This is a genomic window from Pseudomonas sp. GW821-FHT04C07, assembly GCF_059420325.1.
Window position 1 is genome coordinate 172,371 of record NZ_JBWKTM010000004.1, and the last position, 25,755, is coordinate 198,125.

22 protein-coding genes are annotated in these 25,755 nt (G+C 59.5%); 15 read left to right on the top strand and 7 right to left on the bottom strand.

Annotated features, from left to right (window positions below):
• Positions 1–30 precede the first annotated feature (30 nt).
• Entirely contained in the window at positions 31–468 is a 438-nt protein-coding gene (locus AC07UI_RS09860) for a hypothetical protein (protein WP_494992310.1), read from the bottom strand.
• Positions 469–571: 103 nt separating this feature from the next.
• On the opposite strand from AC07UI_RS09860, the gene AC07UI_RS09865 reads away from it, so the two are divergent.
• The gene (locus AC07UI_RS09865) at positions 572–1,009 is read left to right on the top strand and encodes a universal stress protein (protein ID WP_494992311.1); all 438 of its coding nucleotides are present in this window, start codon (positions 572–574) and stop codon (positions 1,007–1,009) included.
• 117 nt (positions 1,010–1,126) lie between these two features.
• Here AC07UI_RS09865 and AC07UI_RS09870 read toward each other — a convergent pair whose 3' ends face one another.
• Positions 1,127–3,043: an ATP-binding cassette domain-containing protein gene (locus AC07UI_RS09870; protein WP_494992312.1), complete on the bottom strand. Its 1,917-nt coding sequence runs from the start codon at positions 3,041–3,043 to the stop codon at positions 1,127–1,129.
• A gap of 212 nt (positions 3,044–3,255) precedes the next feature.
• On the opposite strand from AC07UI_RS09870, the gene AC07UI_RS09875 reads away from it, so the two are divergent.
• The gene (locus AC07UI_RS09875) at positions 3,256–5,184 is read left to right on the top strand and encodes a transglycosylase SLT domain-containing protein (protein ID WP_494992313.1); all 1,929 of its coding nucleotides are present in this window, start codon (positions 3,256–3,258) and stop codon (positions 5,182–5,184) included.
• Between the two features lie 44 nt (positions 5,185–5,228).
• On the opposite strand, the gene AC07UI_RS09880 is transcribed toward AC07UI_RS09875, so the two are convergent.
• Positions 5,229–7,007 (bottom strand): ABC transporter transmembrane domain-containing protein, encoded by a 1,779-nt coding sequence (locus AC07UI_RS09880; RefSeq protein ID WP_494992314.1) that lies wholly within the window; start codon positions 7,005–7,007, stop codon positions 5,229–5,231.
• 268 nt (positions 7,008–7,275) lie between these two features.
• Between AC07UI_RS09880 and AC07UI_RS09885 the strand changes: the two genes are divergently transcribed.
• Positions 7,276–7,455 (top strand): PA1571 family protein, encoded by a 180-nt coding sequence (locus AC07UI_RS09885; RefSeq protein WP_494992315.1) that lies wholly within the window; start codon positions 7,276–7,278, stop codon positions 7,453–7,455.
• A gap of 159 nt (positions 7,456–7,614) precedes the next feature.
• Here AC07UI_RS09885 and pdxB read toward each other — a convergent pair whose 3' ends face one another.
• Complete coding sequence (gene pdxB / locus AC07UI_RS09890; protein WP_494992316.1) at positions 7,615–8,757, bottom strand: 4-phosphoerythronate dehydrogenase PdxB; 1,143 nt, start codon at positions 8,755–8,757, stop codon at positions 7,615–7,617.
• A gap of 214 nt (positions 8,758–8,971) precedes the next feature.
• Between pdxB and AC07UI_RS09895 the strand changes: the two genes are divergently transcribed.
• The gene (locus AC07UI_RS09895; protein WP_494992317.1) at positions 8,972–10,381 is read left to right on the top strand and encodes an MATE family efflux transporter; all 1,410 of its coding nucleotides are present in this window, start codon (positions 8,972–8,974) and stop codon (positions 10,379–10,381) included.
• Here AC07UI_RS09895 and tusA read toward each other — a convergent pair.
• Entirely contained in the window at positions 10,378–10,617 is a 240-nt protein-coding gene (tusA, locus tag AC07UI_RS09900; RefSeq protein WP_419118550.1) for a sulfurtransferase TusA, read from the bottom strand. The genes AC07UI_RS09895 and tusA overlap by 4 nt on opposite strands.
• 219 nt (positions 10,618–10,836) lie before the next feature.
• Entirely contained in the window at positions 10,837–11,910 is a 1,074-nt protein-coding gene (gene rlmM, locus AC07UI_RS09905; RefSeq protein ID WP_494992318.1) for a 23S rRNA (cytidine(2498)-2'-O)-methyltransferase RlmM, read from the bottom strand.
• A gap of 218 nt (positions 11,911–12,128) precedes the next feature.
• Between rlmM and acnA the strand changes: the two genes are divergently transcribed.
• The 3 genes from acnA (at position 12,129) to AC07UI_RS09920 (ending at position 17,631) form a co-directional block, all read left to right on the top strand.
• Positions 12,129–14,870: an aconitate hydratase AcnA gene (gene acnA / locus AC07UI_RS09910; RefSeq protein ID WP_494992319.1), complete on the top strand. Its 2,742-nt coding sequence runs from the start codon at positions 12,129–12,131 to the stop codon at positions 14,868–14,870.
• A gap of 169 nt (positions 14,871–15,039) precedes the next feature.
• Positions 15,040–15,831, top strand: a complete 792-nt coding sequence (locus tag AC07UI_RS09915) for a CPBP family intramembrane glutamic endopeptidase (protein ID WP_494992320.1) — start codon at positions 15,040–15,042, stop codon at positions 15,829–15,831.
• A 234-nt stretch (positions 15,832–16,065) separates the two neighbouring features.
• The gene (locus AC07UI_RS09920) at positions 16,066–17,631 is read left to right on the top strand and encodes a methyl-accepting chemotaxis protein (RefSeq protein WP_494992321.1); all 1,566 of its coding nucleotides are present in this window, start codon (positions 16,066–16,068) and stop codon (positions 17,629–17,631) included.
• A gap of 130 nt (positions 17,632–17,761) precedes the next feature.
• Here the strand turns inward: AC07UI_RS09920 and AC07UI_RS09925 are convergent, their stop codons facing one another.
• The gene (locus tag AC07UI_RS09925; RefSeq protein ID WP_494992322.1) at positions 17,762–18,451 is read right to left on the bottom strand and encodes an alpha/beta family hydrolase; all 690 of its coding nucleotides are present in this window, start codon (positions 18,449–18,451) and stop codon (positions 17,762–17,764) included.
• A gap of 100 nt (positions 18,452–18,551) precedes the next feature.
• Between AC07UI_RS09925 and ccoN (AC07UI_RS09930) the strand changes: the two genes are divergently transcribed.
• The 8 genes from ccoN (AC07UI_RS09930) to ccoP (AC07UI_RS09965) all read left to right on the top strand — a co-directional run bounded on the left by ccoN (AC07UI_RS09930) (position 18,552) and on the right by ccoP (AC07UI_RS09965) (position 25,476).
• The gene (ccoN, locus tag AC07UI_RS09930) at positions 18,552–19,976 is read left to right on the top strand and encodes a cytochrome-c oxidase, cbb3-type subunit I (protein WP_494992323.1); all 1,425 of its coding nucleotides are present in this window, start codon (positions 18,552–18,554) and stop codon (positions 19,974–19,976) included.
• A gap of 10 nt (positions 19,977–19,986) precedes the next feature.
• The gene (gene ccoO, locus AC07UI_RS09935; protein ID WP_494992324.1) at positions 19,987–20,595 is read left to right on the top strand and encodes a cytochrome-c oxidase, cbb3-type subunit II; all 609 of its coding nucleotides are present in this window, start codon (positions 19,987–19,989) and stop codon (positions 20,593–20,595) included.
• A gap of 3 nt (positions 20,596–20,598) precedes the next feature.
• Positions 20,599–20,829, top strand: a complete 231-nt coding sequence (locus tag AC07UI_RS09940) for a cbb3-type cytochrome oxidase subunit 3 (protein WP_494992325.1) — start codon at positions 20,599–20,601, stop codon at positions 20,827–20,829.
• Positions 20,826–21,776: a cytochrome-c oxidase, cbb3-type subunit III gene (gene ccoP / locus AC07UI_RS09945; RefSeq protein WP_494992326.1), complete on the top strand. Its 951-nt coding sequence runs from the start codon at positions 20,826–20,828 to the stop codon at positions 21,774–21,776. Before AC07UI_RS09940 ends, ccoP (AC07UI_RS09945) begins: the two co-directional genes overlap by 4 nt.
• 484 nt (positions 21,777–22,260) lie before the next feature.
• Positions 22,261–23,703: a cytochrome-c oxidase, cbb3-type subunit I gene (gene ccoN, locus AC07UI_RS09950; RefSeq protein WP_494992327.1), complete on the top strand. Its 1,443-nt coding sequence runs from the start codon at positions 22,261–22,263 to the stop codon at positions 23,701–23,703.
• On the top strand, positions 23,703–24,311 hold the full coding sequence (ccoO, locus tag AC07UI_RS09955) for a cytochrome-c oxidase, cbb3-type subunit II (protein WP_494992328.1): 609 nt from the start codon (positions 23,703–23,705) through the stop codon (positions 24,309–24,311). The genes ccoN (AC07UI_RS09950) and ccoO (AC07UI_RS09955) overlap by 1 nt, the downstream gene beginning before the upstream one ends.
• Before the next feature lie 5 nt (positions 24,312–24,316).
• The gene (locus AC07UI_RS09960) at positions 24,317–24,502 is read left to right on the top strand and encodes a CcoQ/FixQ family Cbb3-type cytochrome c oxidase assembly chaperone (protein WP_003175465.1); all 186 of its coding nucleotides are present in this window, start codon (positions 24,317–24,319) and stop codon (positions 24,500–24,502) included.
• On the top strand, positions 24,499–25,476 hold the full coding sequence (gene ccoP, locus AC07UI_RS09965) for a cytochrome-c oxidase, cbb3-type subunit III (protein WP_494992329.1): 978 nt from the start codon (positions 24,499–24,501) through the stop codon (positions 25,474–25,476). The genes AC07UI_RS09960 and ccoP (AC07UI_RS09965) overlap by 4 nt, the downstream gene beginning before the upstream one ends.
• Positions 25,477–25,755: the final 279 nt, after the last annotated feature.

Here is a 25,755-nt window from a genome sequence, read left to right on the forward strand (position 1 = left end):
CCTGGCGGCAGCTGCTACAGGGAAATGCTTTCAGGCGAGCGCTTTGAGAACAGCTGCAATATCCTGCAAAACACTAGCCTCGCCCTTCTCCCCCCAATACAACGCAATCATTTGCTTGTCCGCTTCGATTTTGAACACATTGGCCGGCAACGTTTTGAAATGCTCCAGCAACGCATCATCCTGACAAACTTCTCGCCACTGATTGACCCAGACACCCGGCGCTGTCTGCCAATAACTCCAGCACGCCGCTTGAACGCTGCGTCGCGGCCGATGGTATTGGCCGCAAGGGCTCGGCGGCTCCGGCTCCAGCCAGTGCGGCCATTCCTGAGGGGCCAGTTGCATGGCCAGACCCATGCGTCGCGCCTCCATGCGCAGAGCCATCCGCCCGCTCTGATGGCGCGAAGGTCGCAACCAGGCCAGCGGACTCAGAACCAACGCAAGGATTGACACCACTATCCAGACCGTCATATGTGTACTCCCGATTCTTGAGGAGCGGATTGCGCCACACTGAAACCAATCCGCTTGAAACCAGCCATACTTACCGTCATCGCAATCCTCCGGAGCGCCGTCCATGTCCTATGAACACATCCTGGTCGCTGTTGACCTCACTGAAGAATGCGACCCTGTCATCAAGCGCGCTCGTGAACTGTCAGTCAGCAGCGGCGCCAAACTCTCACTGGTCCATATTGTCGAGCCCATGGCCATGGCTTTTGGCGGCGATGTTCCGATGGACCTCTCGCAATTGCAGCAACAACAGTTCGATCAGGCCAAAGAGCGTCTTGAGCGATTGATCCTGAAATACCCGGAGGCCACCAAGGCCAACAGCCATTTGACCTACGGCCAGCCACGCCAGGAGATCCATCATCTGGCCAAGGAGCAAGGCTGCGACCTGATTGTCGTCGGCAGCCACGGCAGACATGGGCTGGCGCTGCTGCTCGGGTCCACCGCCAATGACGTCCTGCACGGCGCACCCTGCGATGTACTTGCTGTGCGACTGGTCAAGAGCTGAACCCTAGCCCCTGTAGGAGCGAGCAAGCTCACTCCTACAGGGGAAACCGTGTTTCATACAAAAAGCCCGGCGCTCACATAGGTAAGGCCGGGCTTTTTTATACAGCTAGCAGATCAATCAGGCATCCAGCTCTGCCCAACGCTCGACCAACACTTCGAGCTCAGCCTGCAATTGCTCAAGCTGAGCGATTACCGCAGCAGTCTGTGCGGCAGGACGCTGATAGAAGCCCGCATCCGCCATTTCAGCCTCGACACCCGCAATTTTCTGCTCTTTGGCTTCAATATCGCCTGGCAAGGCTTCCAGTTCGCGCTGCAGTTTGTAGCTGAGCTTTTTCTTGGCCACTGGTGCTTCTTGAGCAACCACTGGCGCAGGTGCGGCAGTAACGACCGCAGAGTTCAGCTCGGCTTTGCCGGACTTGTTCTCGGTCACGCCCAACAGACGCGGCGAACCGCCCTGACGCAGCCAGTCCTGATAACCACCGACGTATTCACGAACCTTGCCTTCACCTTCGAAGACCAGGGTGCTGGTGACCACGTTATCGAGGAATGCCCGGTCGTGGCTGACCATCAAGACTGTACCCTGGAAGGTCAGCAGGACCTCTTCCAGCAGTTCGAGGGTTTCCACATCCAGGTCGTTGGTCGGTTCGTCGAGTACCAGCAAGTTGGCCGGCTTACTGAACAGCTTGGCCAGCAATAAACGGGCACGCTCACCACCGGACAACGCCTTGACCGGCGTGCGGGCACGCTGCGGGCTGAACAGGAAGTCGCCGAGGTAGCTCAGAACGTGGCGGCTTTGGCCGTCAATGTCGATGAAGTCGCGACCTTCGGCGACGTTATCGATCACGGTCTTTTCCAGATCCAGCTGATGGCGCAGTTGGTCGAAATAGGCCACATCGATTCGCGTGCCCTCCTCAACTTTACCGCTGGTAGGCTGCAAACCACTGAGCATCAGCTTCAGCAATGTGGTTTTGCCAGTACCGTTGGCACCCAGCAGACCGATACGGTCGCCGCGCTGCAGGACCATGGAGAAATCCTTGATCAGGAACGGGCCATCCGGGTGAGCGAAGCTGACGTTCTCGAGGACCATCACTTGCTTGCCGGACTTGTCGGCAGTGTCCAGCTGAATGTTGGCCTTGCCGGTACGCTCACGACGCTCGCTACGCTCAACGCGCAGGGCCTTCAGGGCACGAACGCGGCCTTCGTTACGGGTGCGACGGGCTTTGATGCCCTGACGGATCCAGACTTCTTCCTGGGCCAGGCGCTTGTCGAACAAGGCGTTGGCGGTCTCTTCGGCTGCCAGAGTGGCTTCCTTGTGAACCAGGAAGCTGGCGTAGTCGCCGTTCCAGTCGATCAGGCCGCCACGGTCCAGTTCGAGGATCCGGGTCGCCAGGTTTTGCAGGAATGAACGGTCGTGCGTGATGAACAGCACGGCGCCCTGGAAATCCTTCAGCGCCTCTTCGAGCCAGGCAATCGCACCAATGTCCAGGTGGTTGGTCGGTTCGTCGAGCAGCAGCAGATCCGGTTCCGATACCAGCGCCTGAGCCAGCAGGACGCGACGACGCCAGCCGCCGGACAATTCGGCGAGGGTCTTGTCGGCCGGCAGTTGCAGACGGCTCAAGGTGCTGTCTACCAATTGCTGCAAGCGCCAGCCGTCACGGGCTTCGAGGTCGTGCTGGACGTGCATCAGCTTGTCCAGATCAGCGTCAGTGACGATGTTCTGGCTGAGGTGGTGATACTGCGCGAGCAGCTCGCCGACGCCGTCCAGGCCCTCGGCAACCACGTCGAACACAGTCCGCTCGTCGGCCAGTGGCAATTCTTGCGGTAATTCGCCGATTTTGAGCCCCGGCGCGCGCCAGACGGAGCCGTCATCGGGCTTCTGGTCACCTTTGACCAGCTTCATCATGCTGGATTTGCCAGTGCCGTTGCGGCCGATGATGCACACCCGCTCACCACGGGCGATCTGCCAGGACACCTTGTCCAACAACGGCATAGCGCCGAAAGCAAGGGACACATCGCTGAATTTGAGCAGGGTCATGAGCTTCTCCAAAAATCGGGCGCGCATTCTACCTGACTTGAGGTTTGATGCGGCCGGCATTTTCATCTTCGCAGCACCCTGAACAACAATTACCCGGAACTTGCACCGGCGGACCGGCAAAGCTTTCGCCGGCTGCTGGCAAAAGGCTAAGCTACAGGCAATCAGTGTTGGCACCGTCGGCACTTGCCACGTTTTCTCTGCCCGGACGTCTCATGCGCAGTCGCCTTTTCAGCTTTTTATCTTGTCTGCTTCTCTCTGCCACTACCGTGCAATCCGCCCAGGCGGTGGACCTGTCGCAACAACGCCAGTATTACGATGAAGCCAAGCGCGCCTTGGCCAAGGGTGATTCGGGCCCGTACTTCCGATACAGCCAAGCGCTCAGCGATTACCCGCTGGAGCCGTACCTGGCCTACGACGAACTGACCGCCCGACTGAAAACCGCCAGCAACGACGAGATCGAGAGATTCCTCGCCGAACACGGTGACCTGCCGCAAGCCAACTGGATGAAACTGCGCTGGCTACGCTGGCTGGCCGAGCGTGGCGACTGGCAACCTTTCGTCAAATACTACGACCCCAAGCTCAATTTCACCGAGCTGGACTGTCTGAATGCTCAATATCAGCTGGGCCACAACCTCAAGGCCGCAGGCTATGCCAACACTGAAAAGCTCTGGCTGACAGGAAAGTCCCAGCCCGCCGCTTGCGACGCACTGTTCGCTCAGTGGGCCGCAGAAGGTCAGCTGACCGAACAGAAACGCTGGCAGCGCGCCAAGCTGGCCGCCGACGCCCGCAACTACCCGCTGGCCAAGAGCCTGGTCAACAGCATGACCACCCTCGCCCCGCAGGGCAGATTGCTGATCGACGTCGCCCAGCGACCGGAACTGCTCAGCCAGCCATCGCGCTTCACGCCCGTCGATGAAGCCATGTCCGACGTCGTCGGTCTGGGCCTGCGCCGCCTGGCACGCCAGGATCCGGACATCGCCATGAGCCTGCTCGACAGCTATGCCAGCAGTATGCACTTCTCACGTGACGAAAAAGTGGCAATCGCCCGGGAAATCGGCCTGACTCTGGCGCGGCGATTCGACAGCCGTGCCCTCGACGTGATGACCAAGTACGACCCTGAACTGCGTGACAACACCGTCTCCGAATGGCGCCTGCGTTTGCTGTTGCGCCTGGCGCGCTGGGATGACGCCTATCAGTTGACCCGCAGACTGCCGCAGGACCTGGCCACCACCAACCGCTGGCGTTACTGGCAGGCTCGCAGCCTGGAACTGGCTCAGCCGCAGAATCCGGAAGCGCTGGTCCTTTATAAGAACCTCGCTCATGAGCGCGATTTCTACGGTTTCCTCGCCGCCGATCGCGCACAGTCGCCGTATTCGCTGATCAACAAACCCCTGGTGCTCAGCCAGGCGATCATCAACAAGGTCCGCAACACCCCGGGCGTGCGTCGCGCCCTGGAATTCCATGCCCGTGGCCAGATCGTCGACGGGCGCCGCGAGTGGTACCACGTCAGCCGTCGCTTCAACCGTGACGAAATGGTCGCTCAGGCCAAACTGGCCTACGACCTGAAATGGTACTTCCCGGCGATCCGTACCATCAGCCAGGCGCAATACTGGGATGATCTGGACATTCGCTTCCCGATGGCCCACCGCGAGACCCTGGTGCGAGAAGCCAGGATCCGCGGCCTGCATTCAAGCTGGGTGTTCGCTATCACTCGCCAGGAAAGCGCGTTCATGGACGACGCTCGCTCCGGTGTCGGCGCCAGCGGCTTGATGCAACTGATGCCCGTTACCGCCAGGGAAACCGCGCGAAAATTCAGCATTCCCCTGGCCTCGTCGCAGCAAATACTGGACCCGGACAAGAACATCCAGCTCGGTGCCGCCTACCTGAGCCAGGTCCACAGCCAGTTCAACGGTAACCGGGTACTCGCCTCCGCCGCCTACAACGCAGGCCCCGCCCGCGTTCGGCAATGGCTCAGAGGCGCCGATCACCTGAGCTTCGATGTCTGGGTTGAAAGCATCCCCTTCGACGAAACCCGCCAGTATGTGCAAAACGTGCTGTCCTACTCGGTGATCTACGGCCAGAAACTCAACGCCCCACAACCACTTGTGGACTGGCATGAGCGGTATTTTGATGATCAATGATCCTGTAGATTGATCGTTCCCACGCTCTGCGCGGGAACGATCATTCACGGTCGGACATCGAGTTCAGGCTTGCCATCATTAAACTGCAACGCCGCCAACTGTGCATACAGCGTATTGCTGGCGATCAGCTCCTGATGGGTGCCGATCGCTACCAGTTTTCCTTGATCCATCACCGCAATACGATCAGCGTTTTTGACCGTGGCCAGGCGATGGGCGATGACCAGGGTGGTGCGGTTTTTCATCAGGCTTGGCAGGGCCTGCTGGATCAAGTGTTCGCTTTGGGCGTCGAGGGCACTGGTGGCTTCGTCCAGCAACAGGATCGGCGCGTCCACCAGCAGCGCCCGGGCGATTGCCAGGCGCTGGCGCTGTCCGCCGGAGAGACCCAGGCCACTGTCGCCGAGGTGGGTCTGGTAGCCGTGGGGCATTTTCTCGATGAATTCATGAGCGTAGGCAATTTTTGCCGCTTCTTGCACCTGGGCCAGGGTCGCCGATGGATTTCCGTAGCGGATGTTCTCTTCGATGCTGCCAAAAAACAACGCGGGGCTTTGCGAAACCAGCGCAAAACAGCGGCGCAGGTCCATGGGGTCGAGCCGGGTCAGTGGGTGCCCATCAAGCAGGATGCGGCCCTGCGTCGGGTCGTAGAAACGCAGCAGCAGATCGTAAACGGTTGATTTGCCAGCACCCGAAGGCCCGACCAGCGCCAGGGTTTCGCCGGCCTGGATGGTCAGATTGAGTCCGTCGATGGCATAGCTTTCCGGGCGCGACGGATAGGAGAAACGCAGGTCCTGCAAAACCAGATTACCTTCGACACGCTCCGGCAATTGGACCCGCCCGGTGACCGGCGCCTGGATGATGTTTTCCGAACGCAACAATTCAGCAATCCGCTCGGCCGCACCCGCCGCCCGCTGCAACTCGCCGATCACTTCGCTCAAGGTGCCAAAGGCACCGCCGACGATCAGGCTGTAAAAGACAAAGGCCGCCAGTTCACCACTGGAAATGCGCCCGGCGATCACGTCCATGCCACCGACCCAGAGCATCACCCCAACAGCACCGAGCACCAGCATGATCACCAGGGTGATCAACCAGGCCCGCTGCATGATGCGTTTACGCGCAGTGTCGAACGCCTCTTCAACGGTCACCGCGAAGCGTTGCTCATCCTGCACCTGATGGTTGTAGGCCTGCACGGTTTTGATCTGTCCAAGGGTTTCGGACACGTAACTGCCGACATCGGCGATACGGTCCTGGCTCAAACGCGACAGGCTGCGCACCCGGCGGCCGAAGATCAGGATCGGCGCCAACACCAGCGGCAAGGCAACCACTACGATACTAGTGAGTTTGGGATTGGTGATGAACAGCAGCACGATGCCGCCAATGACCATCAAGGCATTACGCAGGAACAGCGACAGCGACGAGCCGATCACCGATTGCAGCAGCGTGGTGTCGGCGGTCAACCGCGACTGGATTTCCGAGCTGCGGTTGTCCTCATAGAAGCCCGGGTGCAGGTAGATCAAATGGTTGAACACCTGCCGGCGAATATCCGCCACGCAACGCTCGCCAATCCAGGACACCAGATAGAAACGCACGAAGGTGCCCACCGCCAACCCCATCACCAGCATCAGAAACAAACCGATGGACTGGTTGAGCAGGTGCGGCGACCGGGTCATGAAGCCTTGATCCACCAGCAGGCGAATGCCCTGCCCCATGGACAAGGTGATGCCGGCGGTAACGATCAGGGCGAACAAAGCGCCAAACGCCGGCCAGCGGTACGGCGCAATGAAATGAGTGGCCAGGCGGATCGCGCGGCGGTGACGGGAAGAGAGCATGAAGATCATCCAATAGCACAACCAGAAAGGATAAACGCCACCAAGCCTACACCGACCAATCCGCCGGTTCTCTGTAAATCACAATGAGTCAGGTTAAATATGACCTCTGACAATAGACCCTAGATGTTATTGGTCTAAAGTCTGTCTGGAAGTTCAAGGACATTTCTGATGGACTGAGGACGCCGCTTGTGAATCCTGTAGGGAGTTGTCACAGCTTGGTCACCTGGCGGTTTTAGAGTAGGCACACAACCTGATGAGGAGACAGGCCATGTCCTTGCAACATAGCAGCGATGACAAAATTCAAGTGATCCGCACCCAGCCAGGTCAATCTCTGGGTTGCTCAATTATCGACGCTAAAGGGCGCGAAGTACCGATCACTGAAGACATGATCCAGAGCGCTTGCCGCGAACTGGAGCAACGATTGGTCAAGCCTGCCAAGCAAGACTGACACATAGCCTCACGTCCTCTTGACCCGGCCTTGATGCCGGGTTTTTTCTGGGCACTTTTTGGGGCCGCTGCGCGACCCATCGCGGGCAAGCCTCGCTCCTGCAAAAACACCGAAATCCTGTAGGAGCCGAGCTTGCTCGCGATGGGGTCAATCCGCTTCCTAGACTGCCACCGCCCCCAGCGCCAATACGATATTGCGCAGGACATGCGACTCCCCCTTGATCCTTACCGTCAGTCCATCAATCTCCCGCCGCTCTGGATAATGCTTGCGCAAGGCATCAAACGCCGCGCGCTGCTCTTGCACGCTGCCCACCAGACTACGACGAAAATCCGCATCGTCACGGCGCGGGTCGTAAACGCCACGGCACAACATGGCCAAAGCCCAGCCCGGATCGCTGCTGGCATTCAGGCTGACTTCAGCCAACCACGGCGCGGGCAATAATTGATCGAGACGGACCTGAGGCGTCTGCCCCTGGTACTCGCAAAACGCCTGATAGACCTGCGCGGTACCGCGTTGTTTGCCGTCGAGGCTGTAGCCGGCGATATGCGGGGTGGCCAGCACGCAAAGATCAGCCAGCGCCACATCGACCTGCGGCTCGCCCTCCCAGACATCCAGCACCGCTTGCAGGTCTTCACGCTGCAGCAGCACTTCGCGCAGGGCAGCGTTGTCCACTACCGGGCCACGGCTGGCATTGATCAGCCAGGTGCCGGATTTGAGTTGGCTCAACCGTGTTTTATCGAACAAGTGCCAGGTTGGCAGATCGCCGTTTTTGCTGAGCGGGGTGTGCAGACTGATGACATCGCACTGCTCGACAATCTGTTCCAGGCTGACGTAATCACCCCCTTCAGCGGCTTGCCGTGGTGGATCGCAAACCAGCACGTTCCAGCCCAGCCCTCGTAGCACCTTGACCAGCCGACCACCCACTTCACCGGCGCCGACCACACCATAAGTGCGTCGGCTCAGGTCAGTGCCTTCGATTTCCGCCAACGTCAGCAAACTGCCGAGAACGTAGTCAACTACGCCACGGGCATTACAACCCGGAGCGCTGGACCAGGTGATACCAGCCTGCTGAAAGTAATCGAGATCCAGGTGATCGGTACCGATGGTGCAGGTGCCGACAAAGCGTACGTTGCTGCCTTCGAGCAGCGCACGGTCGACGTTGGTCACCGAGCGCACTAACAGAACATCGGCCTGCTCGATGGCGGCGCGGTCGATCGCGCGCCCCGGCAAGCGACGGATTTCGCCGATACCGGCAAAGAAGGCATCGAGCAGCGGGATATTTTCGTCGGCAACAATCAGCATGGCAGGCTCCTTTCGCGGAGCCGCAGTGTAGGCGTAGTTGAGGGTGAGGGGCCAGTGACGCGAAGAACTCAGTTGCATGCCCTCCCGTAGCAGCTGCATTGAAGCTATGTGTTTTTCCTCACTTACAAATCCGCAACACAGGAGTTTTCCTGACCATTGTGTCAAGGCGTAGAATGCGCCGCCTTGCGCATCAAAACCTCTGGACGCTTCGCTTGTGAATTCCGTGACTGACAGCCCCGCTGCTATTTCCCTCAACCGCCCTGCCCGGGTTCGTCTTGAGCTGCGTAATCTGCTCGGCCTGGCCTTGCCGATCATGATCGCGCAGCTGGCCACTACCGCGATGGGCTTCGTCGATGCGGTGATGGCTGGTCGTGTCGGGCCGCGAGATCTGGCCGCGGTGGCGCTGGGCAACTCGATTTGGGTGCCAGTGTTCCTGCTGATGACTGGTACGCTGCTGGCGACGACGCCGAAAGTCGCGCAACGTTTCGGGGCCGGCACTCACGGCGAGATCGGCCCGATTGTGCGTCAGGCGTTATGGCTGGCGTTGGTGGTCGGCTTGATGGCGACACTGATACTGTTCAATGCCGAGCCGGTTTTGCATGTAATGAAGGTCGATCCCGAATTGATCGGCCCTTGCATGGAATACCTGCGCGGCATTGCCACCGGGTTGCCAGCCGTTGCGCTCTACCATGTGCTGCGCTGCTTCAGCGATGGCATGGGCCGCACCCGCCCGAGCATGGTGCTGGGTCTGTGCGGGCTGGCGCTGAATATTCCGCTCAACTATGTGTTCATTTATGGCCACCTCGGCGTGCCGGCCATGGGCGGTGTCGGTTGCGGCTGGGCCACGGCAATCGTGATGTGGGTGATGATGCTCGGCATGGCGGGCTGGACCCGCTGGGCACCGGCGTATCAGTCGAGCCAGTTGTTCAGTCGTTTCGACTGGCCACAATGGGCAGTGATCAAGCGCCTGCTGAGCATCGGTCTGCCAATCGGTATTGCCGTGTTCGCCGAGTCGAGCATTTTCGCGGTGATCGCCCTGTTGATCGGCAGCCTCGGCGCCACGGTAGTGGCAGGACACCAGATCGCCCTGAACTTCAGCTCGCTGGTGTTCATGATCCCCTACTCCCTCGCAATGGCTGTGACCGTGCGTGTCGGCCAGGCACTGGGGCGTGAAGAGCCCCGTGAGGCGCGCTTTGCCGCCGGTGTCGGCATGGGGACGGCGCTGGCCTATGCCTGCATCTCCGCCAGCATGATGTTGCTGCTGCGTGAGCACATCGCGGCGATCTATACCGCCGACCCGATGGTGACTCAGGTCGCGTCGATGCTGATCATCTATTCGGCGTTGTTCCAGTTCTCGGATGCGATTCAGGTGACTGCGGCCGGCGCCTTGCGCGGTTATCAGGACACTCGGGTGACGATGATCCTGACGCTGTTCGCCTACTGGGGGATTGGCTTGCCGGTGGGTTACGCCCTGGGCCTGACCGACTGGCTCGGTACTGCCAGTGGCCCGAGCGGGCTGTGGCAAGGTTTGATCGTCGGTTTGAGTTGCGCGGCACTGATGCTGTCGATCCGCCTGACACGCAGTGCACGCAAGCGGATCCGGATCAGCCGCTCGAGGGGTTAATCGAGCTTCTTGCGAATCCAGTACAGGTAGGTGCCCGCCTCTTCCCGCTGCTCTACCAGTTCGTGGTCGAGAAACACGCAGAACTTGGGGATGTCGCGACGGGTCGACGGATCGGTGGCGATCACCTTGAGCAGGCCGCCGGGCTGCAGGTCGCGGATGTGCTGATGCAGCATCATCACCGGCTCCGGGCAGTTGAGGCCGGTGGCGTCGAGGATCGCGTCGACGGGCGTATCGATGGTTTGGCTCATACTTCACTCCTGAAACTGGCCGGCATTGTCGCGCAAAGCCGGGTGTCGAGTCATCTGTGGCGTTTTACCTAATGTAGGAGCCGAGCTTGCTCGCGATGCAGGCGGCGAGGTGCATCAGGCAAACCGCGTCATCGTTCATCGCGAGCAAGCTCGGCTCCTACAGATCCTGCGCCGACCTTGTGGGAGCCGGGCTTGCCCGCGAAAGGCTCAGCGGGATTTCGGCTTTTTCACATCCAGACGACGCAAATGGCAGGTCACTTCTTCGCGGTCGTGATACAGCTGCTTGCAGCCAATGGCGACGCGGATGCCGCGTTCCTTGAAGCCTTCTTCGATACGTTCGAGCAAGCGCTTTACTTCCGCGTAGCGCTGTTTCATCGGCAGCTTCAGGTTTACCACCGCTTCCCGGCAATGCCCCTCGCCAATCCAGGTTTCCAGGAGCGCCGCGTTGCGCGCAGGCTTCTCGACGATATCGCAGACCATCCAGTCCACTGGTTGCTTGGGTTTGAAGGTGAAACCGTCAGCCATCAAATGTTGAACCAGCCCTGTGTCCATCAAGCTCTCAGCCATCGGGCCGTTGTCGATGGCGGTCACCAGCATCCCGCGATTGACCAGTTGCCAGGTCCAGCCGCCAGGTGCGGCACCGAGATCGACACCGGTCATGTCGCTGTGCAAGCGCTCGTCCCACTGATCGCGGGGGATGAAATGGTGCCAGGCCTCTTCCAGCTTCAGCGTCGAACGGCTTGGCGCTTCGCGGGGGAACTTCAGACGTGGGATCCCCATCGGCCACATCGCTGAGTTGTTGCTTTCAGCCAGACCGAGAAACACCTCGCGACCGCTTTTAAAGGTCAGCAATAGTCGAGGTTTGCCAGCGTCTTCCACCAGTTTTCCGGCACTGGTCAGCGCCTTGCGCAACGGGCCTTCGAACTTCTTGCAGAAATTCGACAGTTCTTTACCGTCATTGGTATCGACGACTTCCAGCCATAGGCTGCCGCAGACAGGGAACCTTGCCATATGAGCAAGAATCACGCTGATACGGTCGGTTTCCGGCAAGTCGATAAACATGCCGCGGGCCCATTGCCGCACAAAGATCAGCTCGGCGAAACGCTGACCGTGCATCAGCCGCTCGGCGCCATCGTCTTCGGTGCAGACAAACTCGGCGCAGGCACTGCTGGCCTTGGCCTTGGCATAACCGGCCACATTCAGACGCGCGGCGAGTTCGGATATCTCGGAACAGACTTCGCCTTCGAAGCCGGGCCGGCAATGCATAAAGAGGGTGTTCATTCATACTCCTGGGCAGTTGGCGAACAATTCAGCCACTGCGCGATGTCCAGACCCTAAAGCAAAGCCTGTCACGAAAACCGGCGCATGATAGCCGAGTTCGGAACCCTGGACTTGTCCATAGAGTCCGGTTATTAGCCAGATTCCCCAATCAGAGCTAGGTTAAAGGCTCTGCCCGTCCCGCCAGGTCCGTAGCCGTGCGGACTAAAAGGAGTCATTCAATGCCGTCCCTCGATAGCCTGAAAGCCCTTAAAACATTAAAAGTCGACGACAAGACTTATCACTATTTCAGCCTGCCGGAAGCCGCCAAGTCTCTTGGTGATCTCGACAAACTGCCCATGTCGTTGAAAGTCCTGCTGGAAAACCTGCTGCGCTGGGAAGACGAAAAAACCGTTACCGGCGCCGACCTCAAGGCCCTCGCGGCCTGGCTCAAGGAACGCCGCTCCGACCGGGAAATTCAGTACCGTCCGGCGCGGGTGCTGATGCAAGACTTCACTGGCGTACCCGCGGTGGTCGACCTGGCTGCCATGCGCGCCGCCGTGGCCAAGGCCGGCGGCGATCCGCAACGCATCAACCCGCTGTCGCCGGTGGACCTGGTGATCGATCACTCGGTGATGGTCGACAAATTTGCCAGTGCCAGTGCGTTCAAACAGAACGTCGACATCGAAATGCAGCGCAACGGCGAACGTTATGCCTTCCTGCGTTGGGGCCAAAGCGCCTTTGACAACTTCAGCGTGGTGCCACCGGGCACCGGGATCTGTCACCAGGTCAACCTCGAATACCTCGGCCGCACGGTCTGGACCAAGGATGAAGACAGCCGTACCTATGCCTTCCCGGACACACTGGTCGGTACAGATTCCCACACCACTATGATCAATGGCCTCGGCGTACTCGGCTGGGGTGTCGGCGGTATCGAAGCGGAAGCCGCGATGCTCGGCCAACCGGTGTCGATGCTGATTCCGGAAGTGATCGGCTTCAAGCTGACCGGCAAGCTCAAGGAGGGCATCACCGCCACTGACCTGGTGCTGACCGTCACACAGATGCTGCGCAAGAAAGGCGTGGTCGGCAAATTCGTCGAGTTCTATGGCGACGGCCTCGCCGACTTACCGCTGGCGGACCGCGCAACCATTGCCAATATGGCCCCGGAATACGGCGCTACCTGCGGATTTTTCCCGGTGGATGACGTCACCCTGGACTACCTGCGTTTGTCCGGCCGGTCGACTGAAACCGTAAAACTGGTGGAGGCCTACAGCAAGGTTCAGGGCCTGTGGCGCTTGCCCGGCAAAGAACCGGTATTCACCGATAGCCTGGCGCTGGACATGGGCCGCGTCGAGGCCAGCCTGGCCGGCCCCAAGCGCCCACAGGACCGGGTCTCGCTGCCGAACGTCGGCCAGGCCTTTACCGACTTTCTCGGCCTGCAATACAAACCCACCAGCAAAGAAGAGGGTCGCCTGGAAAGCGAAGGCGGCGGTGGCGTCGCGGTGGGCAGCGCTGAATTTGTAGGCGAAGCGGATTATGACTATGAAGGCCAGACCTATCGCTTGAAAAACGGCGCCGTGGTGATTGCCGCGATCACCTCCTGCACCAACACCTCCAACCCCAGCGTCATGATGGCAGCCGGGTTGGTGGCGAAAAAAGCCGTGGAGAAAGGCCTCAAACGCAAACCCTGGGTCAAGAGTTCCCTGGCACCCGGCTCGAAAGTCGTCACCGACTACTACAACGCCGCGGGCCTGACCCAGTATCTCGATGAACTGGGTTTTTCCTTGGTCGGATACGGCTGCACGACCTGCATCGGTAACTCCGGGCCGTTGTCGGAGCCAATCGAAAAGGCCATTCAAAAGGCAGACCTGACCGTCGCCTCGGTATTGTCCGGCAACCGCAACTTCGAGGGTCGCGTGCATCCCCTGGTAAAAACCAACTGGCTGGCGTCGCCACCGCTGGTGGTGGCCTACGCCCTGGCTGGCAGCGTGCGGATCGATATCAGTAGCGAGCCGCTGGGTATCGGTACCGATGGCCAGCCGGTATACCTGCGCGACATCTGGCCCAGTGCCAAGGAAATCGCCGACGCGGTGGCCCAGGTCAGTACCAAAATGTTCCACAAGGAATACGCCGAAGTGTTTGCCGGTGACGCACAATGGCAAGCCATCGAAGTCCCGCAAGCGGCGACCTATGTCTGGCAGCAGGACTCCACCTACATCCAGCATCCACCGTTCTTCGATGACATCGCAGGCCCGTTGCCGGTAGTCGCAGACGTCAAGGGCGCGAGGGTTCTGGCGCTGCTCGGCGACTCGGTGACCACCGACCACATCTCCCCTGCCGGTAACATCAAGACCGACAGCCCTGCCGGGAGCTACCTGCGCGGACTGGGTGTGGAGCCGCGCGACTTCAACTCCTATGGCTCACGTCGCGGCAACCATGAAGTGATGATGCGCGGCACCTTCGCCAACATCCGTATCCGCAACGAAATGCTTGGGGGCGAAGAAGGCGGCAACACGATCTACATCCCCACCGGCGAAAAACTGCCGATCTACGATGCGGCTATGCGTTATCAGGCAGCCGGCACTCCACTGGTGGTGATCGCAGGTCAGGAATACGGCACCGGCTCAAGCCGCGACTGGGCAGCCAAGGGCACCAACCTGCTGGGGGTCAAGGCGGTGATCGCCGAGAGTTTCGAGCGTATCCACCGCTCCAACCTGGTGGGCATGGGCGTACTGCCGTTGCAGTTCAAACTTGATCAGAACCGCAAGAGCCTGAAACTGACAGGCAAGGAAACCCTGGATATTCAGGGCTTGACCGGCGTCGAACTGCAACCGCGCATGAACCTCACACTGGTGATCACCCGTGAAGACGGCAGCAGCGAGAAGATCGAAGTGCTGTGCCGGATCGACACCTTGAATGAAGTTGAGTACTTCAAGTCGGGGGGGATTCTGCATTACGTGTTGCGGCAGTTGATCGCGTCGTAATTCCACCTCACCTGAAACACCGCCTTCGGGCGGTGTTTTTGTTTGGCTGATGCGAGTGTTCCTCTGTTTATAATTGCGCCCCCGATAGGTTCGGGCACATTCGGACGATCCGGGCGACTCAGACCGCTCCAGCTTTTTAAGGTAAGACTCCCGCCTGAAAGGACTTCACATGATCGCTTTGCCATGGCTTTATCTGGCACTCCTCTGCATCGGCTACAGCCTGGCAATGTTTGCCGGACAACTGGAGGTGCAAGCACTGATCGCCGTTGCCTTGCTGCTGTTCGCAGGTTTTGCCGTGCGCCAGCAAAAGAGCCGTTATGGCCGTTATCTCGGACACGGCTTGTTCGTGGTACTGGCCCTCGCGCTGGCTCTGCATTGGCTACCGGGCTTCTACAACGGTAGCGTCATTGGCCCCGAAGTCTTTACCGAAGATGCAGTGCCGTTCTCGATGTACCTCAATCTGGACAAACCGCTGATTGGCTTCTGGCTGTTGTTGGTATGCCCATGGATTGTCGGACGGCGCTCCCTGCGTCTTTCGCTATACGCGACCGCCCTGGCCTTGACCCTGAGTGCACTGGCCGCGCTCGGTGGTGCGGTGTTGCTGGGCATCATTCATTGGGAACCGAAGTGGCCGGATCAAGGTTGGCTTTGGGTACTGAACAACCTGCTGTTGGTGACTCTGGTCGAAGAAGCCCTGTTTCGTGGCTATATTCAGGGCGGTTTGAGCCAGCGCTTCAAACAGCTGCCTTATGGCGAAACCCTTGCACTGATATGCGCGGCGCTGCTCTTTGGCCTGGTGCATCTGGGCGCCGGCTGGCAATGGGTATTGCTGGCGAGTATTGCCGGAGTCGGCTACGGCCTGGCCTACCGTTTTGGCGGACTGAGCGCGGCAATCGCCACGCACTTTGGTTTGAATCTGTTGCACTTCGGGCTGTTTACTTATCCGATGCTGGCGGGGTAAGACATTACCGGATCAAACAGGTACTGAAGTACCAGATAACATGAGCTTCAGTACCATTGTCGGTCAGGAAGAACAACTTGGCCGACTCTGCGCAAAATTCTGCAACAGTCCATTCACTATCCATTTCAAGGCGCAAACCGCTCACCTGAGACGCACCACCGATTTTTGAAAAATATTTTCAATAATCCCCAGGCACTGCCGACAACCTGACAAAGCCTTGCGGATTGAAAAACCATGCGTAACAACCAACCCGTTACACAACGTGAACGTACCTTCCCGGCTCAGCAACGGTTGATTTCCACCACCGATGCCAAAGGCGTGATTACCTACTGCAACGACGCTTTCGTTGAAATAAGTGGTTTTTCTCGTGAGGAACTGATCCGTGCACCGCACAACCTGGTACGTCATCCAGACGTCCCGGCAGCGGTGTTTGCGCACATGTGGGGCACTCTGAAGCAAGGCTTGCCCTGGATGGGCATTGTCAAGAATCGCTGTAAATCCGGTGACCACTACTGGGTCAACGCCTATGTCACACCGGTTTTCGAAGGCAATCAGGTGGTCGGTTACGAGTCGGTACGGGTCAAACCCACCGCCGAACAGATCCACCGCGCCGAAGCGCTCTACCAACGTATCAACCAGGGCAAGTCGGCCATTCCTCAAAGTGATAAATGGTTGCCGGTGCTGCAAGACTGGTTGCCGTTCATTCTGGTCAGCCAGCTCAGCTTTCTGATTGGCATCTGGCTCAACTCCCATTGGGGCTTCGCCCTGGCTGCCGGGCTCTCGGTGCCGCTGGGTCTGCTCGGTTTGAGCTGGCAACAACGTGGCCTCAAGCGCTTGCTGCGCCTGGCTGAACAGACCACCTCGGACCCGCTGATCGCACAGATGTACACCGACAGTCGCGGCGCCCAGGCACGCCTGGAGATGTCCATTCTCAGCCAGGAGGCACGCCTGAAAACCTGCCTGACCCGCCTCCAGGACACCGCCGAGCACCTGAACGAGCAAGCCCGTCAATCCGACGCCCTGGCCCACAAGAGCTCCACCGGGCTGGAGCGCCAGCGGGTTGAGACTGAGCAAGTGGCCACTGCCGTCAACCAGATGGCTGCCACCACTCAGGAAGTCGCCAGCCATGTCCAGCGCACCGCCGACGCCACTCAGCAAGCCAATCGCCTGACCAGTCGCGGCCGCGACGTCGCCGGCGAAACCCGCGAAGCCATCCAGCGTCTGTCCCAGGTGGTCGGTGAAACCGGCGCCACGGTAACCCAACTGGCCAAAGACAGCGATGAAATCGGCGGCGTGGTCGATGTGATCAAAGGCATCGCCGACCAGACCAACCTGCTGGCCTTGAACGCCGCTATCGAAGCGGCCCGCGCCGGGGAAATGGGGCGTGGCTTTGCGGTGGTTGCCGATGAAGTACGGCAACTGGCGCAACGTACCAGTGAGTCCACCGGGCAGATCCACAGCTTGATCGCCAAACTGCAACAGACCGCCAGCACCGCCGTACAAACCATGGACGCCGGCCATCGCCAGGCTGAAGAAGGTGTCGCGCGGGTACTCGAGGCCGACAAGGCGTTGGTGGGCATCAGCGAAGCGGTGGCCAACATCACCGACATGACCGCTCAGATTGCAGCTGCGACCGAAGAACAAAGCGCCGTGGCTGAAGAGATCAGCCGCAATATCAGCACCATCGCGCAGCTGGCTGATCAGACCTCGGAACAAGCGCAAAACTCGGCACTGCTCAGTGAAGAGTTGACCCGTACAGCGAATACCCAGTATTCGTTGGTGGAACGCTTTAACCGCTGACAGATGCACCCCTACCGATCATTCCCACGCTCTGCGTGGGAATGCATCGCGTGACGCTCTGCGTCACATCCAGAAGCGGAACGCGGAGCGTCCCTGGCGGCATTCCCACGCGGAGGGTGGGAATGATCACTTAACGGAGAAATTCGGCGACCTTTTTGGCAGCAGACTCCAAATGGTGCTCATGGGTAAAGCCCGAGGCCTTCAACGGCTTAAGGTCATGATCCCCCGCCACCAGCCACATCACCTCGATGCTCGGCGACAATACATAACCCTCCACCGCCTGCCGATTACCCAATGCATCCCGCTCACCCTGAACGATCAAGGTCGGGGTTCTCAATTCGGCCAGATGCTCGACTCGAGGTTTTTCCGGTTTACCCACCGCATAAAACGGATACCCCAGACACACCAGCGCATCCGCCTGCAATTCATCCGCCAGCAAACTGGCCATGCGCCCGCCCATGGACTTGCCGCCGATGACCAAACGCCCAGCGACATGGCGTCGCACTTGGGTATACACCTCGCGCCAGCATTCCAGCAGTTTCGGCGCTGGATCAGGCGGGCGTCTACCGCCGTCCAGGCGTCGTTGGGCCATGTAGGGAAACTCAAAGCGCAGCACGTTGATCCCGCGCCCGGCAAGGCGTGCGGCCATGTCACTCATGAAGCTGCTGTCCATCGGCGCACCGGCACCGTGGGCCAGGATCAGCGTCAGCGGCTCAGCCGTCGCAGCGGATAGTTGCGCGGCATTCCACAGCCAGCCGTGATCCCGCAGGCACTTGCCCCATTGATCCCCGTCAATACTGGCCTTGTGCTCTTTGTCCATGCTTGCCTCGCTTTTAGTCTGCCTATAACTCCAGAAGAAGTGAGCGCGCCGTTGCCGTGCGCAGGCGCTTTCACTTCAGCTGAACCGTGGATGGGGAACCATGAACACTTCTATCAGTACCGCCTATAACTACAAGGTGGTCCGCCAATTCGCCATTATGACGGTGGTGTGGGGCATCGTCGGCATGGGACTCGGGGTTTTTCTCGCTGCCCAATTGGTCTGGCCCGAACTCAACTTCAACCTGCCGTGGACCAGTTTCGGTCGCCTGCGCCCCTTGCACACCAATGCGGTGATTTTCGCCTTCGGTGGCTGCGCGCTGTTTGCCAGTTCCTTCTATTCAGTACAACGCACCTGCCAAACGCAGCTGTTTGCACCGAAAGTCGCCGCATTCACCTTCTGGGGCTGGCAACTGGTGATCCTGCTGGCGGCCATCAGCTTGCCATTGGGTTACACCAGTTCCAAAGAGTACGCCGAGCTGGAATGGCCGATCGACATCCTGATCACCATCGTCTGGGTCGCCTACGCCTATGTGTTCTTCGGCACGCTGATCAAGCGCAAGACCAGGCACATCTATGTCGGGAACTGGTTCTTCGGTGCGTTCATCATCACCGTGGCGATTCTGCATATCGTCAACAATCTGGAAATTCCGGTCAGCCTGACCAAGTCCTACTCGCTCTACGGCGGGGCGACCGATGCCATGGTTCAGTGGTGGTACGGCCACAACGCCGTGGGCTTCTTCCTCACCGCGGGCTTTCTCGGGATGATGTATTACTTCGTGCCCAAGCAGGCCGAGCGTCCGGTCTACTCCTATCGTTTGTCGATCGTGCACTTCTGGGCACTGATCACCCTGTACATCTGGGCCGGCCCGCACCACCTGCACTACACCGCACTGCCGGACTGGGCACAGTCACTGGGCATGGTGATGTCGTTGATTCTGCTGGCGCCCAGCTGGGGCGGGATGATCAACGGCATGATGACCCTGTCGGGCGCCTGGCATAAGTTGCGCAGCGACCCGGTCCTGCGCTTCCTGGTGGTCTCCCTGGCGTTCTACGGCATGTCGACTTTCGAAGGGCCGATGATGGCGATCAAGACCGTCAACGCCCTCTCCCACTACACCGACTGGACCATCGGCCACGTTCACGCTGGCGCTCTGGGCTGGGTAGCGATGATCTCGATCGGCGCGCTGTACCACATGATCCCGAAAATCTTCGGCCGCCCGGCCATGCACAGCATCGGTCTGATCAACGCGCACTTCTGGCTCGCAACCATTGGCACCGTGCTCTACATCGCCTCGATGTGGGTCAACGGCATCGCCCAGGGCCTGATGTGGCGCGCAGTCAATGAAGACGGCACGTTGACCTACTCCTTCGTCGAAACCCTGGTAGCCAGCCATCCAGGCTTCGTCGTGCGGTTGGTGGGGGGCGCGATCTTCTTCAGCGGCATGTTGCTGATGGCCTACAACACCTGGCGCACCGTGCGCGCTGCCGAGCCTGCCGAAGTCGCCACCGCGGCGCAGATGGCCTGAGGAGTCCGCCATGAAACACGAAACAATCGAGAAAAACGTCGGCCTGTTGCTGCTGTTGATGGTTCTGGCCGTCAGCATCGGTGGTCTGACCCAGATCGTCCCGCTGTTCTTTCAGGACGTGACCAACAAACCGGTCGAGGGCATGAAGCCCTATACCGCCTTGCAACTGGAAGGTCGCGACATTTATATCCGCGAAGGCTGCGTCGGTTGCCACTCGCAAATGATTCGTCCGTTCCGCGCCGAAACCGAGCGCTACGGCCACTACTCGGTGGCCGGGGAAAGCGTGTGGGATCACCCGTTCCTCTGGGGCTCCAAACGCACGGGGCCAGACCTGGCCCGGGTCGGCGGTCGCTACTCCGAAGACTGGCACCGCGCGCACTTGTACAACCCGCGCAACGTGGTGCCGGAATCGAAGATGCCCGCTTACCCATGGCTGGTGGCCAATCCGCTCGACAGCAGCCACACCGAAACCAAGCTGCGGGTGATGCGCACCCTTGGCGTCCCGTACACCGACGCCGACATTGCCGGCGCCACCGAGACACTCAAGGGCAAGACCGAAATGGACGCGCTGGTCGCTTACCTGCAAGTGCTTGGCACTGCGATCAAGAGCAAGAGGTGAGCCATGGGTTTTGAACTCGATAGTGGAATGATCCGCGGCCTCGGCACTCTGGTGGTGATGATCGCCTTCATCGGCCTGTCGCTCTGGGTCTTCAACGCCAGGCGCAATCCTGAGTTCGCTCAGGCGCGCCTGCTGCCGTTTGCCGACGAACCGATGCCCGGTGTGCAAACGCCCGGCCTTCAACCTGATGACGCTCAATTCGAAGAGCACGCGACAAGGAGCATTCGGCCATGACCACCTTCTGGAGTACGTACATCTGCGTACTGACCATTGGCAGCCTGATCGGTCTGACCTGGCTATTGATCGGTACGCGCAAGGGCGAAACCAAAGGCAGTGTCGACCAGACCATGGGCCACAGCTTCGACGGCATCGAGGAGTACGACAACCCGTTACCGCAATGGTGGTTCATGCTCTTCGCCGGCACCCTGGTGTTTGCCGTGGGCTATTTGGTCCTCTACCCCGGCCTGGGCAACTGGAAAGGCGTGCTGCCGGGCTATGAAAACGGCTGGACCGGCGTACACGAATGGGAAAAGGAAATGGACAAGGCCAACGCCAGGTTCGGTCCGATCTTCGCTAAATTCGCCGCTATGCCCCTGGAAGACGTCGCCAAAGATCCGCAAGCATTGAAGATGGGAGGTCGCCTGTTTGCCTCCAACTGCGCGGTTTGCCACGGCTCGGATGCCAAGGGCGCGTTCGGCTTCCCCAACCTCGCCGACAACATCTGGCGCTGGGGCGGCAACGCCGACACGATCAAAACCACCATCATGGGCGGTCGCATGGCGGCCATGCCGGCCTGGGGTGAAATCCTCGGTGAAACGGGAGTCAAGAACGTGGCGGCCTATGTCCGTCATGAGCTGGCAGGGCTGCCATTGCCTGCCGACAGCGGCGCCGATCTGCAAGCCGGACAGCAAGTATTCAGCACCACCTGTGTAGCCTGTCATGGGGCAAACGGCCAGGGCACTGAAGCCATGGGAGCGCCGAATCTGACGCAACCGGCCGGATTTATCTACGGTACAAGCCTGGCGCAACTGCAACAGACCATTCGTCATGGCCGCCAGGGCCATATGCCGGCGCAGAACGAACTGCTCGGCAACGACAAGGTGCAACTGCTGGCCGCGTATGTTTTCAGCCTGTCGCGCAGTACTGATGAACAGGAGCGTACTGAAAGCAAAAGCGAATAACCGGTGACTGCTTCGCTGCCGCATCCGCTCAGGATGCGGTAGTTCCCTGCCTCTACGCGACCAAGTGTCGCACCCCCCAAATGGTCCGCCTTTCCACTCTCAGGATTCGGGTCTAAGCTTGCCCGTCAGTGGACTGGCACATGTCGGTCACAGGCAAGCTGTAACCGATGGGTTCGACGATTCTGCTCGATGACAGGCCGCAAAGGCTGGTTTATACCGGCTGTCGTGCAAATTACCGCCTGTCACCTGATCTTCTCGTTTCAACACACCTCGTTACAACTAACCTGCACCCCTCGCCTTTTTCATCCACTGCGACATTTTTTCCGAGGGCATTTTTGTCCTTACGCGGCGCATGGAAAGGCCGCAGAATCAGCGTCGGGAAGCATTGACCCAGGTCATGGCGCGTTGCAATGACACCCTGCTTTCTCCATACTTGCGACCGATTTTTACTCCTAATAAAACACCCAAACCGTGGAACCTTAGAATGAGCACAGCAATCAGTCCGACTGCTTATAACTATAAGGTAGTCCGCCAGTTCGCCATCATGACGGTGGTCTGGGGGATCCTTGGCATGGGGCTCGGTGTCTTCATCGCCTCACAGCTCGTATGGCCAGAACTTAACTTTGGCCTGCCGTGGACGACTTTCGGACGCCTACGCCCGTTGCACACCAACCTGGTGATTTTCGCCTTCGGTGGTTGTGCACTGTTTGCCACTTCTTATTACGTCGTGCAGCGAACCTGCCAAACGCGACTGATTTCCGACAGCATGGCCGCCTTCCACTTCTGGGGATGGCAGGCGGTAATCGTCGGCGCGATCGTTACCTTGCCGCTGGGTTACACCACCACCAAGGAATACGCGGAACTGGAATGGCCTCTGGCTATCCTGCTGGCTATCGTCTGGGTCACCTACGCTGTGGTGTTCTTCGGAACCATCGTCAAGCGCAAGACCAAGCACATCTATGTCGGTAACTGGTTCTACGGTGCCTTCATTGTCGTGACGGCCATGCTGCACATCGTCAACCACGCCTCCCTGCCGGTCAGCCTCTTCAAGTCCTACTCGGCCTATGCCGGTGCGACTGACGCGATGATCCAGTGGTGGTACGGCCACAACGCCGTGGGCTTCTTCCTGACCACGGGCTTTCTGGGGATGATGTACTACTTCGTACCCAAGCAGGCCGAGCGTCCGATCTACTCCTATCGCCTGTCGATCGTGCACTTCTGGGCACTGATCACCCTGTACATCTGGGCCGGTCCGCACCACTTGCACTACACCGCTCTGCCGGATTGGGCACAGTCCCTGGGCATGGCGATGTCGATCATCCTGCTGGCGCCAAGCTGGGGCGGCATGATCAACGGCATGATGACCCTGTCGGGCGCCTGGCATAAGCTGCGTACCGACCCGATCCTGCGTTTCCTGGTCGTCTCCCTGGCGTTCTACGGCATGTCGACCTTCGAAGGCCCGATGATGGCCATCAAGACCGTCAACTCGCTGTCCCACTACACTGACTGGACCATCGGCCACGTACACGCCGGTGCTTTGGGCTGGGTTGCGATGATCTCGATCGGCGCCATCTACCACATGATTCCGAAACTGTTCGGTCGTGCACAGATGCACAGCGTCGGCCTGATCAACACCCACTTCTGGCTCGCGACCATCGGTACCGTGCTCTACATCGCTTCGATGTGGGTCAACGGCATCACCCAGGGTCTGATGTGGCGTGCAATCAACGATGACGGCACCCTCACCTACTCCTTCGTCGAAGCGCTGCAAGCCAGCCACCCTGGTTACATCGTTCGTGCCCTGGGCGGTGCGTTCTTTGCCAGCGGCATGCTGTTCATGGCGTACAACGTGTTCCGTACCGTACGCGCCTCGAACCCGGCTGAAGCTGAAGCCGCCGCTCAGATCGCTGTAGTTGGAGCTCACTGATGAATCATGATGTAGTCGAGAAGAATATCGGCCTGCTGGCCTTCTTCATGGTCATCGCCGTCAGCATCGGCGGCCTGACCCAAATCGTTCCGTTGTTTTTCCAGGACGTCACCAACAAACCGGTCGAAGGCATGAAGCCGCGTCCAGCGCTGGAACTTGAAGGCCGTGACATTTTCATCGCCAACGGTTGTGTCGGCTGCCACTCGCAGATGATCCGCCCCTTCCGCGCTGAAACCGAACGCTATGGCCACTACTCGGTTGCCGGTGAAAGCGTCTGGGATCACCCGTTCCTGTGGGGTTCCAAGCGTACCGGTCCGGACCTGGCCCGGGTCGGCGGTCGTTACTCCGATGACTGGCAGCGTGCGCACTTGTACAACCCGCGCAACGTAGTGCCTGAGTCGAAAATGCCGGCTTACCCGTTCCTCGTGGAAAACAAGCTCGACGGCAAAGACACCGCGAAAAAAATGGAAGTCTTGCGCACGCTCGGCGTCCCTTACACCGACGAAGACATCGCCGGCGCCAAGGATGCGGTGAAGGGCAAAACCGAAATGGACGCGCTGGTGGCCTATCTGCAAGGCCTGGGCACCATCATCAAAAGCAAACGGTGATTTAGATGGATATCGGGATGATTCGTGGCCTGGGCACCGTTGTCGTGATGGTGGCCTTTATCGGTCTGGCGCTGTGGGTGTTCAGCCCCAAACGCAAGTCGGAGTTTGAAGACGCGACCTTGCTGCCTTTCGCGGATGATCCCGAAGCCATCAAGCACGTCGAGCAAGCTTCTAGGAGTAACAAAGAATGACTACGTTCTGGAGTCTGTACGTCACAGTCCTCAGTCTGGGTACCATCTTCGCCCTGACCTGGCTGCTGCTGTCCACCCGTAAGGGCCAGCGCAGCGAAGCCACCGAAGAGACTGTTGGCCACTCCTTCGACGGGATCGAGGAGTACGACAACCCGCTGCCGAAATGGTGGTTCATGCTGTTCGTCGGCACCATCATTTTCGCCCTGGGCTACCTGGCGCTGTACCCGGGCCTGGGAAACTGGAAAGGCCTGTTGCCAGGCTACAGCTACCTCGACAACGACAAGCAGACCGCATTCGCCAATGGTCAGTCCGGCTGGACTGGCGTGCACGAATGGGAAAAGGAAATGGCCAGATCGGACGCCAGGTTCGGTCCGATCTTCGCCAGGTACGCTGCCATGCCGATCGAAGAAGTCGCTAAAGACCCACAAGCCTTGAAGATGGGTGGCCGCCTGTTCGCCTCCAACTGCTCGGTCTGCCACGGTTCCGACGCCAAGGGTGCTTATGGCTTCCCTAACCTGACCGACGAAGACTGGCGTTGGGGCGGCGAGCCACAAACCATCAAGACCACCATCATGGGTGGCCGCCACGCGATGATGCCAGCATGGGGCGAAGTGATTGGCGAGCAAGGCGTCAGCGACGTTGCTGCTTACGTGCTGACCAACCTCGATGGCCGCAAACTGCCGGAAGGCGCCAAGGCTGATCCGGTCGCTGGCCAGAAGCTCTTCGCCACCAACTGCGTGGCTTGCCATGGTCCGGAAGGTAAAGGCACCCCAGCGATGGGCGCACCTAACCTGACTCACCCGGCGGCGTTCATCTACGGCTCGAGCTTCGCTCAACTGCAGCAGACCATCCGCTACGGCCGTCAGGGCCAGATGCCTGCCCAGGAGCAACTGCAAGGTAACGACAAGGTTCACCTGCTGGCCGCTTACGTTTACAGCCTGTCCCACGGTGACAAGGCGGCTGACGCCAAGTAAGTCAAACGCTTGATCGCAACAACAAGCGGCCCCGCCAGTGAAGATTGGCGGGGCCGTTTTGTTTGGGGGCCGATGGTGGCACTCGTTGGCGATCAGAACTTGCAAGGCTGCGTTCGGCCCGTAGCAGCTGCCGAGCCCGCGAGGCTGCGTTCGGCTGCGCAGCAGTCGTAGAGTCCCCCCCTCAATCAACCTGACGCACCGCGGTACCTGGCTTTACGACTGCTGCGCAGTCGAACGTAGCCTCGCACCACTCGTCAACTGCTACGGGCAGAATGCAGC